This window comes from Aquisalimonas sp. 2447 (assembly GCF_012044895.1).
Taxonomy (GTDB): domain Bacteria; phylum Pseudomonadota; class Gammaproteobacteria; order Nitrococcales; family Aquisalimonadaceae; genus Aquisalimonas.
In genome coordinates, this window is record NZ_CP050695.1 from 3,650,128 (window position 1) to 3,665,229 (window position 15,102).

A 15,102-nucleotide genomic window follows, 5' to 3' on the forward strand; every position below is an offset into this window, starting at 1 on the left:
GTCCGGGCAGGCGGTATCTGGTTCGCGTTGTCTGTTCGTGTGTCCGGCATCAGAAGCCATCGGTGACGGCACCATCCTGGGCTGGCGAGCCGGCATTCCGGTCACGGACACGCCGCAAGTACATCCCTGTAGGCTCGTCTCCAGCCGTCCATGGCTGGAGACGGTCCGTGACCGGAACGCCGGCCCGCCACCGGGGCAGATTCCGTCGCAGCCCCGATTTCCGTTGCGGTTTACTGCGTTACAGCCCACCCATGCAAAGGAATTTGGTCTCCAGGTATTCTTCAATCCCGTACTTGGAGCCCTCGCGGCCGATGCCGGATTCCTTGAAACCGCCGAACGGCATGGCCTCGTGGACGAAGCGGGCGGTGTTGCAGGCGACCATGCCGTACTCCAGGGCCTCGCCCACGCGCCACATGCGGCCGGCGTCCTTGGTGAAGAAATAGGCAGCCAGGCCGTAGGGGGTATCGTTGGCCAGGCGCACGGCCTCGTCCTCGGAGCTGAACTTGTACACCGGCGCCACGGGGCCGAAGATCTCGTTGCCAAAGCACGCCATCTCCGGCTTCACGTCGGTGAGGACGGTGGGCTCGTAGAACGTCCCGCCCAGGTCGTGGCGCTTACCGCCACGCACGGCCTTGGCACCCTTCGCCACGGCATCGCTGACCAGGCTCTCCACCTTCTCCAGGCCCTTGTCGTTGATCAGCGGACCGGTGGTCACGCCCTTTTCGGCGCCGTTACCGACGTTCAGGTAGTCCACAGCCGCGGTGAAGCGCTCCATGAAGGCGTCGTAGACGTTCTCATGGACCATCAGGCGATTGACGCAGATGCAGGTCTGGCCGGTGTTGATGAACTTCATCATGGTGGCGGCCTTGACCGCGCCGTCCAGGTCGGCGTCGTCGAACACCAGGAACGGCGCGTTGCCGCCCAGCTCCAGGCTGACCTTCTTGACGGTGTCGGAGGCCTGGCTCATGAGCAGCTTGCCCACGGCGGTGGAGCCGGTGAAGGAGAGCTTGCGCACCGTCGGATTGGTGGAGAGTTCCTTGCCCACGTCGGCACCGTGACTGGCGGTGACCACGTTCACCACGCCGGCCGGGATACCGGCGCGGTGCGCCAGTTCGGCCAGGGCCAGGGCGGACAGCGGCGTGTCTTCCGCCGGCTTGATCACCACCGGGCAGCCGGCGGCCAGGGCCGGGGAGACCTTGCGGGTGATCATGGAGGACGGGAAGTTCCAGGGGGTGATGGCACCCACCACGCCCACAGGCTGTTTCAGAATGACTTCACGCTGGCTGGATGTCTGCGGGCTTAGCACATCGCCTTCGATGCGCTTGGCCTCTTCGGCGAACCACTCGACGTAGGCGGCACCACCCAGCACTTCGCCCTTGGCCTCGGCGTGGGGCTTGCCCTGCTCGCCGGTGAGCAGGGCCGCCAGATCATCGGCATGCTGCTGGATCAGGTCGAACCACTTGCGCAGCAGCTGCGAGCGCTTGCGGGCCGGCATGGCGCTCCACTCGGGGAAGGCGGCCTCGGCTGCCGCGATCGCCTGGCGCGCGTCGGCAGCGGTCATGTCGGGGACCGTGCCCAGGCTCTCGCCGGTGGCCGGATTGTTCACGGCGAAGGTGCCGCCGTTGCCGGCAGGCGCCCATTCACCACCGATATACGCCTGGCTCTTCAGGAGCTGGGAATCGTTCAGACTGAGACTCACGGTAGATCCTCCTCGACCGGATTCGGCCTTGATGCTGCTCTGGTATTGTTCGGTGCCGTTGCGCGGTGCGGAACGGTATTTCATTTCCGACGCATGAGCCTAGCATCTATCGGGGGGATGTGGGGACGGTCCCGGCTGAGTCAATCGCAAAAAATGTTACAGGTGCGCGGGGGCACTCCGGCAGAGGCCGGAAAGGCAGGGGGCACCCGGTGCGACGTTCCTTCCCCTGAACCGCCGCCAGGATTATCATCGGCGCGCCCGGGTCACATTACCCGTCCCGGAAGCTGAAAGGGAAACAGTTGTTGAAGGGAACCAGAATGCGAACAAGGGCAAACGCGTTGCTGCTGGCAACCGGTCTGTTTGCCTGCCCGACGCTTGCCGACGCCAGCCCCTGGTCCGGCATCGGTATCGGGGTCTACGGCCACTCCAATACGGTGACCGCCGATTCCACATTTTCGGCCTTCGGGTCATCGGTTTCCGATGAGAGTGACGACGATACATCGGGACTCGGCATCAAACTGAGCTACCGGTCCTTCGATGAAGGGTTCGGCTACTCTTTTGATGCGCGACTGCAGAACCTGGACGCGGACATCGACCTGTACGGGGACTCCCGCCTGGAGGTAAACGCGCTCGCCTCCGTGGGCACAAGCCTCGGATACATGACCGGCCCGCACTTTTTATATGGAATCCTCGAAGTCGGGCAAACGAGCGTGGACTACCGTGTTGATGGCTACGGCTCTTCAAGCGAGGGGTTGTTGTCGTTCGGTCTGGGGGCCGGATATACCTTCAGCGTGACCAACAACGTGGAACTCAACGCGGAGATCATCGGGCGGGCGCTGCAGGATCTGGAGATCGACTACCCTGCCGCCACCGAGGAAATCGAGATCACGGTCGGCTCCGTGAGCCTGGGGCTGAACTATCGCTTCTGACCCAGCAGGATCCCCGGACAGAGCTTGAAGGTCCCGCGAATACCCTGAGCGTTGGGGAGGTGCATCACAGAAAAAGGCTTGCGGAAAACCCGCAAGCCTTTTTCTTTAACAGGCGTATTTGGTGGCCGGGGACGGAATCGAACCGCCGACACGCGGATTTTCAATCCGCTGCTCTACCGACTGAGCTACCCGGCCCAAGGCGGCACATTGAACCCGATCAGGCGGAAACCGTCAAGGCACCCCGTCGATCATTCTTCCGGGGGCTGGTAATCCGGCGGCGGTGCCGCGCCGCCACTGAAGAGGAACTTCTCCATTTCCGCTTCGAGGAACTTCCTGGCCTTCGGATCCACGGGGGTGAGGCGGTACTCGTTGATGAGCATGGTCTGGTGGTTGATCCACTCCTGCCAGGCCGGCTTGGAGATGTTCTCGTAGATGCGCTGCCCGAGCTCGCCGGGGTAAGGCGGCTTTTCCAGCCCTTCCAGCTCCTGGCCCAGCTTGGCGCAGTGGACGGTGCGACCCATGTTCATGCTCCTCGATGCCATTGCTGCAACAATCGGCTCACGGGAGCGGCCAGCCCCCGGTCCAGCGCAGTGCGCTCGTTATACCAGATGGCCTCGCCCCCTGTCATGACGCGTCCGGCGTCGCCGGCAACACGCAGGCGCACGGGCTCGATATCCAGGTGGTAATGGCTGAAGGTGTGGCGAAAGGCCGGCCAGTACTCGGGGACCGCGGCCTCCAGGCCCAGCTGCTCACGACAGTGCGCCAGGGGATCGTCCTCAGCCGGTGCTTCCGGAAGGCTCCACAGCCCGCCCCAGATGCCCGTCGGCGGGCGACGCTGCAGCAGTACGCCCTGGTCGGATTCCAGCAGCAGCATGCGGGTGCGGCACACGGGGAGTCGCTTGGGCGGTTTGGGCTCCGGATACGCCTCCGGTTCGCCAACGGCCCGGGCACGGCAGTCCTGGCTCAGCGGACAGAGCAGGCACGCAGGTGCCTTGCGGGTACACACCGTGGCGCCAAGATCCATCATGGCCTGGTTGTAGTCGGCGCAGCGGGCGTCCGGCGTGAGCTGTTCGGAAAGCGCCCAGAGCTCCCGCTCCACGGCGGTACGGCCCGGCCAACCCGGGATCGCGCCATAGCGCGCCAGGACGCGTTTGACGTTGCCGTCGAGGATGGCGTGTCGCTGCTCCATGGACAGCGACAGGATGGCGCCGGCGGTGGAGCGGCCGACGCCCGGCAGGGCCTGCCAGCTTTCCCGGTCCGTGGGCATCTGGCCGCCGTGTTCGGCAGCGATGACCTGTGCGGCCCGGTGCAGGTTGCGGGCACGGGCGTAATAGCCAAGGCCCGACCATTGGGCCATGACGGCGTCTGCCGGTGCCTGCGCCAGCGCCTGCACGTCGGGAAAGCGTTCCATGAAGGCACGGAAGTAAGGCACCACCACGCTGACCCGGGTCTGCTGGAGCATGATCTCGGACACCCACACCCGGTAGGGCGTCGCCGGCTGCTTCCACGGCAGTTCATGGCGACCGTTGGCGTCATACCAGGCCAGCAGGCGGACACGAAACCGCTCGATTTCCTCCTCCGGCAGCTGCATCAGTCCAGCAGACGGCGCAACTGGTCCCGGGCCCGGTCGCGCGCTTCGCCTTCCCGCTGATCACGCTCCTCGCGCAGGCGCTCCCGCGCACGCTCCTCCTCCTGCCGCGCCCGCTCCCGGGCCCGCTCTTCCTCCTGGCGGGCGCGCTCGCGAACGGCTTCTTCCTCTTCCCGGAGGCGCTCGCGCTGCTGAGCGGTCAGTGCCGCCTGCAGATCGAGGTTGATGTCCGGAGACAGCAGGGAACCGCTGAAACGTAGCGGGATGGGGACCCGGCGGAGGTCATCCAGGCTGGCACCGTCCTGACCCTCCAGCGACCCCACCAGGTTCACGTTGAGGGCGTAGTCGACGGTCTGCTCGAAGATATTGGCCTCACCACCGCCTTCCACACGGAACAGCGGCGACTGGATCGTCAATCGATCGTTGCGAATGCGACCTTTGTCGATGCGCAGCAGCGCGCGCAGATTGGTAAAGTCGGTGGTGCGCTCGTCAACCTCCCGGACGCTCTGCCCCTGCATGCGGGCGGTGGCATTACGAACCATCTGTGCCAGGTTGAGCCCCACCACGGCGCCATCGGCGAAGTCGAGTTCAACCTCCCCGACCAGTTCGCGGAGCATGGCCATGGGATCCAGCCCGGAGGTCTCGGCCTGCAGCCGGAAGCCGCCCCGGCCGCGCAACAGGTCCCGCCCCAGGAACTGCTTGACGATGGGCTGGGCCTGGACACCGCTGAGGCGCTCGTTGGCACTGACACGCAGTGCGTCGCCGGTGGCGTCCAGGCGAATATCGCCCTGGTACTCCCCCTCATAGAGCCTGGCCACCAGGGGATGAACCCGGATCGTGCCATCGGCGGCGGTGACGTTGATGTCGATGTCGCTGACGTCGAAACCTGCCACGCGCAGCTCGTCCAGCCGGAAACGCCCGTCCAGGTTGAGATCGCGTAACGGTTCCAGCGGAATCTCTGCGGCTTCCGCGTCCTCATCGCCAGCATCACCCACGGCAACAGCGCCCCCGCCTTCATCGTCGCTGCCCGGCGGCAGGTAGCGATCGGCATCGAAACGGTCGCCGTGGAAGTCGAACCGGATCGCCTGCGTGGCGAAATCGGTGATGCTGGCGGTGCCGTCGAGCCGGGTGTCATCCAGGCGGATGGCAAGCTCGGTGATATCCGCCCGCTCGGTCAGCGCGGTGAACGCACCTTCCAGAGAGAAGCGCCGCAGGGCCTCGTCATCGGCCATCTCAGGCAGTTCGATGTCCATGCGCTCAAGCGCACGCCGCAGATCGGTTTCCGGGATACCGAAGGTGCCCTCCACCCGGGGGTCGGTGCTCAGCGCGGAGATATTGGCAGCGGCATCGAGCCGCAGCCCGGCCACCCTGGCGACAAAATCCGACAGGCGCGCGGTGTCCTGCTGCAGGTCCGCGTCGAACGCCGCACTCAGCTCCAGCTCCAGGCTGTCCTCCGGCAACCCTTCCGCGAACGCACGCATCTCGAGATTGGTGAGAATCGCGCGGAATTGCTGGAAGTCACTGCTCGCCCGGAGCAAGCCGTCCAGGGAACCCTCGACGCGGGTGTCGTCGTCCAGACTCGCCACCCAGTCGGCATCCAGGGATACATCTTCATCCAGAAGCAGTTCGCCCAGTCTCAGGTTGACCGGTCCGGCCTGGTGCCGTGCACCGGTCTGCCAGTCCTCGTAGTTCACGTGCAGGTCGGTGATGCGCACGCCCTGGATGGTGCCGATGGTGACCGGGAGCTGCGCCGGGTCGGTAACGGCGTCGGTATCATCCTCGACCACGGCGGGCTCATCCGCCGCGGTGTCGTCGTCAGCCGGAAGATCCAGATCCCAGTTGGCGTCACCATCTTCATTGACGATCAGGTTGGCGCGCAGGCCATCAAGGCGGATGGTGTCCAGAACCACCTCGCGCCGCAGCAGGGGCATCAGCTTCACGGCGATTCCGGCGCTCTCGATGCTCACGAACGGATCGTCTCCAAAACCCTCGCGGTTCTCCAGGCGCGTACGCCCCAGATCCAGCCCCAACCAGGGGAAGAACGACAGGCGAATGTCACCTTCAATCACCAGCTCCTGGCCCGTCTGTTCCTCGACGATGCGACCGATATCGTCCCGGTAGTCGTTGGGATCCACCAGCAGAATGATGGCTACCACCAGCAGCACCAGCAGTGCCACCACCGCCACCACACCCAACGCCAACCACTTGATCACCCGGGCCATGTCGGCATCCCTGTAAGCTGTATGTCAGGCAACTATACTTGAGACTGGGGACCCTGAAACAGGGACTGTCTCCGGTCAGTCTGACCGGAACCCGGGAAGTCCCCCGGACGGGCGCCGCGGCTCCCCGGAGCCGGGAGGGTGCCTGTACGTGCGTGAACGCGGCCCTCGCCGCTAACATGGGAGATCACGTATGAGTCGTTACTGTGTGGTCGTTGCCGAAGGATCAAGAGCGCGCTTCTTTACTGTCGAAAAACCCGAACTCCCCGAAATGGAATCCGGCCCGGACCTGGTCGAGCAGAAGACCATGACCAACCCCGAGCACAAGGCCCATGGCGACGATCTGCTCGCCGACCCCCGTACCGGCCGCAACCGAACGGCGAACGGTCCTACCCACGGCTACGATGACCACCGTGAAGATTATGACGCGGAGTGCGAACGGCGCTTCGCCCGCGAGATCGCCCAGGAACTCGACACTATGGCCCGCGCCAACGGCACCCGCCGCGTGGTCCTGTGCGCCGAAAAGCGCATGCTCGGGTTCCTGCGTCCAAAGCTGGAGAACGCCATACCCCCCGGCGTCGATCTCCATGAGGTACCCAAGGATCTCGCCAAGCTGTCGCCCCGGAAACTGCACGAACGCCTGGCCAATGACGGGCATATACCCCGGCGGCGAAATCGGGCACAGCACTAGCAGAACAGCAACACAGGGACGAAGCCTCGGCCAAGACACCGGGGCTTCGTCATTCAGTCAATCGGAAACCGTGAGGAATCACTGGGACCGCAGGGAAAGTGGAGCGGGTGATGGGAATCGAACCCACATTAAGAGCTTGGGAAGCTCCCGTTCTACCATTGAACTACACCCGCATGACCCGCATGCAATTTAGCGGGGAACAACAGGCATTGGCAAGCCCCGTGCGGCCGGACATGTTGTAGACTGCCGCCTGGCAACGAGTCGTTGACGAGCACCATGAACATTCAGCTGAACGGCGAAACCACGCAGCTTCCGGAAGCCATCACGGTGGCTGACCTTATCGAGCGCCTGCAACTGTCGCAGCGGCGTATCGCCGTGGAGATCAACGAGGATGTGGTCCCGCGCAGCCAGTTCCCGCAACGGCAACTTCGCGCGGACGACCGGGTGGAGATCATTCACGCCATCGGCGGTGGCTGAAAAGGAGTCCCATGAGCGACGAACCCCTTGTTATCGCCGGGCGCGAGTACCAGTCGCGCCTGCTGGTAGGCACCGGAAAGTACCGGGACATGCATGAGACGGATACGGCGATTACCGCCAGCGGTGCCGAGATCGTCACCGTCGCCCTGCGCCGTTCGAACCTGGGCCAGGACCCGGACCAGCCGAACCTTCTGGACGTGATTCCGCCGGACCGCTACACCATTCTGCCCAATACTGCCGGGTGCTATACGGCCAGGGATGCCGTGCGCACCTGCCGCCTCGCCCGGGAGCTGCTGGACGGCCACACGCTGGTGAAGCTGGAAGTGCTGGGCGACGAAAAGACCCTGTATCCGGACATGCGCGAGACCTTCGTCGCCGCCGAGGAGCTGGTGCGGGACGGCTTCCAGGTCATGGTGTACATGACCGACGACCCCATTGCCGCGCGGCAGCTGGAGGAGATCGGCTGTGTCGCGGTGATGCCGCTGGCGGCACCCATCGGCTCCGGGCTGGGCATCCAGAACAAGTACAACCTGCTGGAGATCATCGACAACGCCGGTGTACCGGTGCTGGTTGACGCCGGTGTGGGCACGGCCTCCGATGCGGCAGTGGCCATGGAGCTCGGCTGCGACGGGGTGCTGATGAACAGCGCCATTGCCGGCGCCCGGGAGCCCGTGCGCATGGCCCGGGCCATGCGCAATGCCGTGGCGGCCGGCCGCGACGCTTACCTGGCCGGGCGCATTCCGCGGAAACGCAACGCCAGCGCCTCCTCCCCCCTCGACGGCACGTTCTTCTGAGCCCATGAGCACTGACCAGCCCCTGCATCACCGCTATGTGCGCAGTTTCGTCCGCCGCGAGGGGCGACTGACCGAGGGCCAGAAACGGGCCCTGGATGCGCACTACGCCGAGTACGGCCTGCCGGCGGACAAGCAACCCCTGGACCTGGCGGCAACCTTCGGCCGGTCGGCGCCGGTAATTCTGGAGATCGGGTTCGGCAACGGCGAGTCCCTGGCGGAAATGGCGGCAACCCACCCGGAGCGCGATTACCTCGGCGTGGAGGTCCACCGCCCCGGCATCGGGCGGCTGCTGCACCTGGTCACCGAACAGGGGCTGACCAACGTCCGGGTCATCGACGGTGATGCCGTCGAGGTCATGACCCACCAGTTACGCCCCGGCTCCCTGGCCGGCATCCAGCTCTACTTCCCGGACCCCTGGCCGAAGAAGCGCCATCACAAGCGCCGGATCGTGCAACCGGACTGGGTGGAACTTGCCGCAAGCCGCCTGCAGCCCGGCGGCTGGCTCCATCTGGCCACGGACTGGGACGACTACGCCGAACACATGCTCGCCGTGATGGAGGCGAACCCATGTTTCGAGAACGTCTACGGCGCGGGCTGCTATGCGGACTCGCCCGGCGAGCGCCCGCGCACCAAGTTCGAGGAGCGCGGCACCCGCAAGGGGCACGCGGTGCGCGATCTCGTCTACCGCCGCCGGTCGGACGACCGCGCGACCTGAACGTCCTACAACATCAAGGGGAGAGTGACCATGGAATACCGTCCGCTGGGCACCACCGGCACCGAGGTGAGCACCATCTGCCTGGGCACCATGACCTGGGGCGAACAGAACACCGAGGCGGAGGCACACGAGCAGCTCAGCTACGCCGTGGACCAGGGTGTGAACTTCATTGACACCGCCGAGATGTACCCGGTGCCGCCCAAGGCAGACACCATGGGCCTCACGGAGCAGTACATCGGCACCTGGCTGAAGGGCCGCCAGGACCGTGATCGCCTGATTCTCGCCAGCAAGATTGCCGGGCCCGGTCTGGATCACTGCCGCGACGGCGCTTCCCGACACACCCCGGAGCAACTGCGCGAGGCGGTGAATGGCTCCCTGAAACGGCTGCAGACGGACTATATCGACCTCTATCAGCTGCACTGGCCGGCCCGCAGTGCCAACTACTTCGGCCGGCTGGGCTTCTCGCCCAAGGACCGGGACGACATCATGACCCCGCTGGAAGACACCCTCGAGACCCTGGACACGCTGGTGCGCGAGGGCAAGATCCGCTGGGTGGGCCTGTCCAACGAAACGCCCTGGGGGGTGATGAAGTTCCTGCAGCTGGCCGAGGCGCGCGGCTGGCCCCGTATGCAGACAGTGCAGAACCCCTACAGCCTGCTGAACCGCACTTACGAGGTGGGACTGGCCGAAGTCAGCCACCGCGAGCAGTGTGGCCTGCTCGCCTACTCGCCGCTGGGTTTCGGCATGCTCAGCGGCAAGTATCTGAACGACCAGTGGCCGGACGGTGCGCGACTGACTCTCTATGACCGCTTCCAGCGCTACCTGAACGACGCCGGCAAGACGGCCACAGCGGCGTATGTGGCACTGGCCCGGGAGCATGGGCTGGACCCGGCACAGATGGCCCTGGCCTGGGTGAACAGCCGCCCGTTCCTCACCAGCAACATTATCGGCGCCACCACCATGGAACAGCTGCGCAGCAACATTGCCAGCATGCAGGTGGCACTGAGCGACGAGGTGCGGGAAGGCATCGAGGCCATTCACGCACGCATGCCCAATCCCTGCCCGTAATCCGCGAGCCACCAGGCCGGGCACGAGGGCACCGGAGCGTGCCGCAGCGGCTTGCCCTTGTCGTTCCCGGCTTCTATACCTAGAAGGAGCGTCCCAAGGACGTGCGGCGTCCCCGTCTTCCACACATCGGCGGGGCCACCTGACACCCGGGCCTTCGGCCCGGCTTATCCGATTGCCTCTGTCAAACGGCAGGTATGCCGCGCCGCGGGGGAGGAACAGGCATGGGTATGCATTACCAACCCGTTATCGGTGACTGGTACGAAACAGCTACGGGGGAGGCCTTCGAGGTCGTGGCGCTGGACCCGGACGAAGGTACCCTGGAAATACAGTACTTCGACGGCGCCATCGAGGAACTGGACATGGAAACCTGGCTCGAGCTGGAGCTGGTCGCCATCGAGCCGCCGGAGGACTACTCCGGCTCACTGGACATTTCCCGAGAGGACTACGGCATGGGGACCGACGACAGCGTATCCATGCGCTTCAACGGCAACCCCCTGGACGGCTTCGACTTCGACCGCTGAACGGGAATGGAAGACAGCGTCTCTCCCGTTCCCGCGACATGGCCCCGTGATCTGAAAAGCGCCGGCGCCGTGCAGCGCGCAATGGCGCCCTTGGTGCGATTGCAGGACGACACCGCCGCGGTCACGACCATCGCCGGAGTGGATACCGGGTTCGAGGATGGTGGTGCGACCGCGAGGGCCTGTATCGCCGTTGTCCGGTGGCCGGACCTTGCCCCGGTTACCACGGTCGTCGGCCGGGCTGCCGTTGCATTCCCGTATATCCCCGGCTACCTCTCCTTCCGGGAAATGCCCGCGGTCCTGTCAGCCATGGCCGAACTCCCTGCGCTCCCGGACCTCCTGCTCTGCGACGGCCAGGGCATCGCCCACCCGCGGCGCTTCGGCATCGCCGCCCATCTCGGACTGTGGCTGGACCGCCCCGCCATCGGCGTCGGCAAGAGCCGCCTGTGCGGCGAACATGCGCCGGTGGGCAACAACAAGGGCGAGGAAGAACCGCTGTACGACGGGGGCGAGAGAATCGGTACCGTCCTTCGCAGCCGAACCGGCGTCAAACCGTTGTACGTCTCCCCGGGACACCGGGTGGACCATCAGGCGGCGGTGCGCTGGGTGCTGGCCTGTACGTCGCGATACCGACTGCCGGAGCCGATCCGCGCAGCCGACCGCACCGCTTCAGGGCGGTAATGAGTCCGGTGCGCCGCTGCCGGCTCAGACCGCGAGCAGCAGTGCCGCCAGCACCCCGACGGCCAGCACCAGGCCGCCCACCAGCGTAAAGCGGCGCGTGCGGGCGTGGGCTGCATGGGCCTCGGCGGCGGCTTCCTCCGCGGCGGCCGCGGCAGCCTCCCGCAGCATGGCCTCGGAGGCACTCTCCACCGCTGACTCCACCGCCGAGGTCGCCGCCTCGGCGGCTCGGTCCCGCACCCACTGATCCAGGGCATTCTTCAGAACCGGCACGCCATGGTCGTTCAAGGAGGCGATCAGCTGTTCACGAAAGACTTCACTGTCCGCCAGCCCCTCCAGGCGCTGCGCCAGCAGGCTGTCCACCTGCTCAGTCAGCTCATCGTCGCCGGATGCTTGCGCCTCCTGGTGCGCCAGGCCCGCCTGCACTGCCTGTTCGGCGGCGGATCGCGCCACCTGCTGCGCCTCCTGCTGCAGGCTGGCAGAGACTTCCGCCACCGCCTGCTGGGCGGCGCTCCGGGCGGCCTCGGTGGCTTCCCGGACCACCTCCCGGCGGGATACGGTCAACTCCTCGCGCAGGGTATCCAGGCGCTGATCGAGATCCTCGGGTGTCACCGAGGCACCGCCAGCCAACTCTTCCCGCAGGCTCTCACGCAACTCGGCACCCATGCGGTCAAGCTGGTGCTGCCAATGGATGCTGGCCTCATCAAGCCGGGCGCCGACCGCATCGGTGGCGGCGCTGCGGGCGGCCTCCTCCGCCCGCCGCTCGATGGCGGCAACATCCACCTCCGGCGCCGGGGGTGGGACCGCGGCGGAGTCGGCTGTCGGCTCCGGCTCGGCAGAGACAGGTGTCTCGGCCGGCACCACCGGCTCCGGCCGCCGGTGTCCGGAAACGTCCTCCGGTTCGGGCTCATCCACTGGCGTGGGAGCAGGCTCCGGATCCGGTTGCCACGCTGGCTCCGGGTCCGGATCGGTGGAGCCCATAGGCGACGGAGCCGGCGCAGGCGGCTCAACGGAGTCCGGCCCGACGGGAGAGGAAGGCTGGGCCTCCGGTGTCGCCGACGGGGCAGCAGCCACCGGCGGCTCCCAGGACTGCACCTGGTGCAGGACGTGGTCGAGCCCGTCCTCACTGGTGGGTTTGGAGAGGAAACCGCAGATGCCGATCTCCCGCGCACGGATTCGATCGTTATCGCTGTCCTGGGAGGTGTACATCACCAGAGGCACGGGCGGACACTCGGGCAACGCCTGGATAGCCTGGGCTGCCTCGAAGCCGTCCATGTCCGGCATCATGTAATCGAGAAACACCACGTCCGGCACGGCATGACGCAGATGATCCAGCGCCTCACCACCGGAACCGGCCACATCCACTTCCAGGCCACGGCGCGTCAGCAGTTTGCTCAGTGCCACCCGCGCCAGGCGGGAGTCATCCACCACCAGCGCCCTGTTCAAAGCCATTCCTGTTCTCCCTGTGCTCACACCCGGGCAAGGGTACTCCGGGCCGGCGATGCGAATGCAACTATCGCATGAGGACGGGGGACGGTTTTGCGCGACGGATCACAGTGTCGCGGTTCCCGCTCATCGGGTACGGTGGCATGACAGTCCCTGTCGGCGGAGCACTGCCCATGAACCTGGAAAAAGTCGTCTTCGGTTTCTTCATCCTTCTCGCGCTGACCCTGAACTTCGGCTTTTTTCTCGGCGAGTTTGACAACCCGGACCATCACAACGTCTACGAACTGTTCGCTGCCATCGTCGTCAGCCTCATCGCCACCGTCCTGAAATTCGGCGAACGCACACAGATCGGCGCCGTCCTGCTGGCCGCCAGTCTGGTGGCGGACCTGCAGCTCATCGCCGCAGCGCTGGTCTGGGGGATTGCGGTGCATGTGGCGGATGTCGGGCTGCCGCCGGCGGTCATGGCCAGCATCGTGTCCCTCTCCGGCGGCGCCCTGCTGGCCAACCTGGTCTCGGCGACACTGCTGGTCATCGAAACCTCCAGCCTGCAGCGATGAGAACCACCGGCAGCACCGTTGTCCCGTTGATTCTGCGGCGGATGCGGCCTCCGCTGCTGGTGCTCATCTGCGCGTACGCCATCGCAGTGGCGGGCCTGACCCTGATGCCCGGCCAGGACGCCGACGGCGACCCCTGGCGCATGGACTTCTTCCATGCCTTCTACGTCATTACCTACACCGCCCCCACCATCGGTTTCGGCGAGATCCCCTACGAGTTCAGCGGTGCACAGCGCCTGTGGGTGACGTTCAGCATCTACCTGACCGTACTGGCCTGGCTCTACGCCGTGGGTACCATCATCTCGCTGATCCAGGACCCCGCCTTCCGCGGCGCCATGCAGCGTGCGCGGCTGCGTCGCGCGGTTCGGCAGATGAGTGAACCGTTCTACATCGTCTGCGGCCACGGGGACACCGGCAGCCTGCTGGTCCGGTCACTCACGGAGCGACGCCGCCGCGTGGTGGTGGTGGACCACGCCCAGGCGGCCATCGAGGCGCTGGAACTGCGGGATCTCGGCGTCTATGTGCCCGGTTTCCAGCTGGACGCCGAAGTACCGGACCACCTGGCCGTGGCCGGCCTCAGGCACCGCTGGTGTGCCGGCATTGTTGCCGTCACCGACAGTGATCACGCCAATCTCAAGGTCGCACTCACCAGCAAACTGCAGAATCCTTCCATGACGGTGGTTGCCCGGGCGTTGACCACCGAGGGCGCCGCCAACATGGCCTCCTTCGGCACGGACAAGGTGGTCAACGCCTATGATGGCTTCGCCGACCGGCTGAGACTGGCCATTGTGTCGCCGGACATGCACCGCATTCAGGACTGGCTCACCGGCATACCGGCCACGACACTCCCGGAACGCCCGCTGCCACCGTCCGGACGCTGGATCATCTGCGGCTTCGGTCGCCTGGGCCGGGCAGTGTACCGGGAGCTCAGACGCCTGGGCATGGACGTGGTCATCGTCGACGAGGACCCGGTCGGCAATGATTGCCCGCCGGACACCATCCCCGGCAAGGGCACGGAAGCCGCGACCCTGCGCGCCGCCGGCATTGCCTCGGCGGATGCCCTGCTGGCCGCAACCAGCGATGACGCCGATAACCTCTCCATCGTCATGACCGGCCGCACGCTCAATCCGGACATCTACATGGCAGCACGGGAGAACGACCTCACAAGCAAACCGCTGCTGCAGGCCGCCGATGTGGATCTGCCCGTGGAGCCGAGCTACATCCTGGCAAGCCACATCCTCTCGGTCCTCAATGCGCCACTACTGGACGATTTTCTGGACCAGGCCCGCGGTCAGGACGGCGCCTGGCAGGCCGCGCTGGCGGAAGAGATACGGGGCGTTGCCGGAGGGATCATTCCCGAAACCTGGACGCTTCGGGTGAGCCAGGCGCGTGCACCGGCGGTGCTGGACGCCCTGGACCGCGGCACGGACGTGCCGCTGTCGGCCATCACCCAGCACCCGAGAGACCGTACACAGCCCATCGACTGCCTACCATTGATGCTGGTGCGGGAAGACCAACTCACGTTGCTGCCCGAACAGGAAACCCGCCTGGCCAGCGGCGACCGGATTCTCTTCTGCGGGACGCACCAGGCGCTGAGGTTGATGTCCGTGCCGTTGCGGCACGTCAATAACTTGCGTTACATGATCAGTGGCGAGAGCATCCCCGACGGACTGCTCTGGCGGCTTCTTGTCCACCGCCGAAGCGCGCCCCGTCACGCCAGGTGACG

General features: G+C 65.8%; 15 protein-coding genes and 2 tRNA genes. 10 read left to right on the forward strand and 7 right to left on the reverse strand.

Translation table 11 applies throughout. The annotated features are described in order from the left end of the window. Window positions 1–238: 238 nt before the first annotated feature. Entirely contained in the window at window positions 239–1,651 is a 1,413-nt protein-coding gene (locus tag KU884_RS17310) for an NAD-dependent succinate-semialdehyde dehydrogenase (RefSeq protein ID WP_254432278.1), read from the reverse strand. Between the two features lie 365 nt (window positions 1,652–2,016). Here KU884_RS17310 and KU884_RS17315 point away from each other — a divergent pair, with 365 nt between their 5' ends. Further along, the gene (locus tag KU884_RS17315) at window positions 2,017–2,628 is read left to right on the forward strand and encodes an outer membrane protein (RefSeq protein ID WP_167783785.1); all 612 of its coding nucleotides are present in this window, start codon (window positions 2,017–2,019) and stop codon (window positions 2,626–2,628) included. Window positions 2,629–2,747: 119 nt separating this feature from the next. Here the strand turns inward: KU884_RS17315 and KU884_RS17320 are convergent. The 4 genes from KU884_RS17320 to KU884_RS17335 all read right to left on the reverse strand — a co-directional run bounded on the left by KU884_RS17320 (window position 2,748) and on the right by KU884_RS17335 (window position 6,438). Beyond that, a tRNA-Phe gene (locus tag KU884_RS17320) sits at window positions 2,748–2,823 on the reverse strand. A 53-nt stretch (window positions 2,824–2,876) separates the two neighbouring features. Beyond that, a complete protein-coding gene (locus KU884_RS17325; protein WP_167783786.1) occupies window positions 2,877–3,149 on the reverse strand; it encodes an oxidative damage protection protein in 273 nt (90 codons plus the stop codon). 2 nt (window positions 3,150–3,151) lie between these two features. Continuing rightward, window positions 3,152–4,219 carry an A/G-specific adenine glycosylase gene (gene mutY, locus KU884_RS17330; RefSeq protein WP_167783787.1) on the reverse strand — a complete coding sequence of 356 codons (1,068 nt, stop codon included), beginning with the start codon at window positions 4,217–4,219 and terminating at the stop codon, window positions 3,152–3,154. Continuing rightward, on the reverse strand, window positions 4,219–6,438 hold the full coding sequence (locus tag KU884_RS17335; RefSeq protein ID WP_167783788.1) for an AsmA family protein: 2,220 nt from the start codon (window positions 6,436–6,438) through the stop codon (window positions 4,219–4,221). Before KU884_RS17335 ends, mutY begins: the two co-directional genes overlap by 1 nt. Window positions 6,439–6,628: 190 nt before the next feature. Here KU884_RS17335 and KU884_RS17340 point away from each other — a divergent pair, with 190 nt between their 5' ends. After that, on the forward strand, window positions 6,629–7,126 hold the full coding sequence (locus KU884_RS17340; RefSeq protein WP_167783789.1) for a host attachment protein: 498 nt from the start codon (window positions 6,629–6,631) through the stop codon (window positions 7,124–7,126). Between the two features lie 99 nt (window positions 7,127–7,225). Here the strand turns inward: KU884_RS17340 and KU884_RS17345 are convergent. Beyond that, window positions 7,226–7,299, reverse strand: a tRNA-Gly gene (locus KU884_RS17345). A 103-nt stretch (window positions 7,300–7,402) separates the two neighbouring features. Between KU884_RS17345 and thiS the strand changes: the two genes are divergently transcribed. The 6 genes from thiS (at window position 7,403) to nfi (ending at window position 11,379) form a co-directional block, all read left to right on the forward strand. After that, the gene (thiS, locus tag KU884_RS17350) at window positions 7,403–7,603 is read left to right on the forward strand and encodes a sulfur carrier protein ThiS (protein ID WP_167783790.1); all 201 of its coding nucleotides are present in this window, start codon (window positions 7,403–7,405) and stop codon (window positions 7,601–7,603) included. Between the two features lie 11 nt (window positions 7,604–7,614). After that, window positions 7,615–8,397: a thiazole synthase gene (locus KU884_RS17355; protein WP_167783791.1), complete on the forward strand. Its 783-nt coding sequence runs from the start codon at window positions 7,615–7,617 to the stop codon at window positions 8,395–8,397. 4 nt (window positions 8,398–8,401) lie between these two features. Continuing rightward, window positions 8,402–9,112, forward strand: coding sequence for a tRNA (guanosine(46)-N7)-methyltransferase TrmB (gene trmB / locus KU884_RS17360; RefSeq protein WP_217351391.1), 711 nt, complete (start codon window positions 8,402–8,404; stop codon window positions 9,110–9,112). A gap of 30 nt (window positions 9,113–9,142) precedes the next feature. Beyond that, on the forward strand, window positions 9,143–10,180 hold the full coding sequence (locus tag KU884_RS17365) for an NADP(H)-dependent aldo-keto reductase (protein WP_167783793.1): 1,038 nt from the start codon (window positions 9,143–9,145) through the stop codon (window positions 10,178–10,180). A 221-nt stretch (window positions 10,181–10,401) separates the two neighbouring features. After that, window positions 10,402–10,701 carry a DUF6763 family protein gene (locus KU884_RS17370; protein ID WP_167783794.1) on the forward strand — a complete coding sequence of 100 codons (300 nt, stop codon included), beginning with the start codon at window positions 10,402–10,404 and terminating at the stop codon, window positions 10,699–10,701. Window positions 10,702–10,782: 81 nt separating this feature from the next. Next, window positions 10,783–11,379, forward strand: coding sequence for a deoxyribonuclease V (gene nfi, locus KU884_RS17375; RefSeq protein WP_254432104.1), 597 nt, complete (start codon window positions 10,783–10,785; stop codon window positions 11,377–11,379). A gap of 24 nt (window positions 11,380–11,403) precedes the next feature. Here nfi and KU884_RS19180 read toward each other — a convergent pair whose 3' ends face one another. Continuing rightward, window positions 11,404–12,828: a response regulator gene (locus KU884_RS19180; RefSeq protein ID WP_167783796.1), complete on the reverse strand. Its 1,425-nt coding sequence runs from the start codon at window positions 12,826–12,828 to the stop codon at window positions 11,404–11,406. A 167-nt stretch (window positions 12,829–12,995) separates the two neighbouring features. On the opposite strand from KU884_RS19180, the gene KU884_RS17385 reads away from it, so the two are divergent. Beyond that, the gene (locus KU884_RS17385) at window positions 12,996–13,379 is read left to right on the forward strand and encodes a DUF6394 family protein (protein WP_167783797.1); all 384 of its coding nucleotides are present in this window, start codon (window positions 12,996–12,998) and stop codon (window positions 13,377–13,379) included. 41 nt (window positions 13,380–13,420) lie between these two features. Next, the gene (locus KU884_RS17390; RefSeq protein WP_254432105.1) at window positions 13,421–15,100 is read left to right on the forward strand and encodes an NAD-binding protein; all 1,680 of its coding nucleotides are present in this window, start codon (window positions 13,421–13,423) and stop codon (window positions 15,098–15,100) included. The last annotated feature ends 2 nt before the right edge of the window (window positions 15,101–15,102 follow it).

Coding starts and splice junctions, on each gene's coding strand:
- KU884_RS17315 (WP_167783785.1), top strand. CDS start 2,017: ATGCGAACAAGGGCAAACGCGTTGCTGCTGGCAACCGGTCTGTTTGCC.
- KU884_RS19180 (WP_167783796.1), bottom strand. CDS start 12,828: ATGGCTTTGAACAGGGCGCTGGTGGTGGATGACTCCCGCCTGGCGCGG.
- KU884_RS17365 (WP_167783793.1), top strand. CDS start 9,143: ATGGAATACCGTCCGCTGGGCACCACCGGCACCGAGGTGAGCACCATC.
- thiS (WP_167783790.1), top strand. CDS start 7,403: ATGAACATTCAGCTGAACGGCGAAACCACGCAGCTTCCGGAAGCCATC.
- KU884_RS17325 (WP_167783786.1), bottom strand. CDS start 3,149: ATGGGTCGCACCGTCCACTGCGCCAAGCTGGGCCAGGAGCTGGAAGGG.
- KU884_RS17335 (WP_167783788.1), bottom strand. CDS start 6,438: ATGGCCCGGGTGATCAAGTGGTTGGCGTTGGGTGTGGTGGCGGTGGTG.
- mutY (WP_167783787.1), bottom strand. CDS start 4,219: ATGCAGCTGCCGGAGGAGGAAATCGAGCGGTTTCGTGTCCGCCTGCTG.
- KU884_RS17340 (WP_167783789.1), top strand. CDS start 6,629: ATGAGTCGTTACTGTGTGGTCGTTGCCGAAGGATCAAGAGCGCGCTTC.
- KU884_RS17370 (WP_167783794.1), top strand. CDS start 10,402: ATGGGTATGCATTACCAACCCGTTATCGGTGACTGGTACGAAACAGCT.
- KU884_RS17390 (WP_254432105.1), top strand. CDS start 13,421: ATGCGGCCTCCGCTGCTGGTGCTCATCTGCGCGTACGCCATCGCAGTG.
- nfi (WP_254432104.1), top strand. CDS start 10,783: ATGGCGCCCTTGGTGCGATTGCAGGACGACACCGCCGCGGTCACGACC.
- KU884_RS17385 (WP_167783797.1), top strand. CDS start 12,996: ATGAACCTGGAAAAAGTCGTCTTCGGTTTCTTCATCCTTCTCGCGCTG.
- KU884_RS17355 (WP_167783791.1), top strand. CDS start 7,615: ATGAGCGACGAACCCCTTGTTATCGCCGGGCGCGAGTACCAGTCGCGC.
- trmB (WP_217351391.1), top strand. CDS start 8,402: ATGAGCACTGACCAGCCCCTGCATCACCGCTATGTGCGCAGTTTCGTC.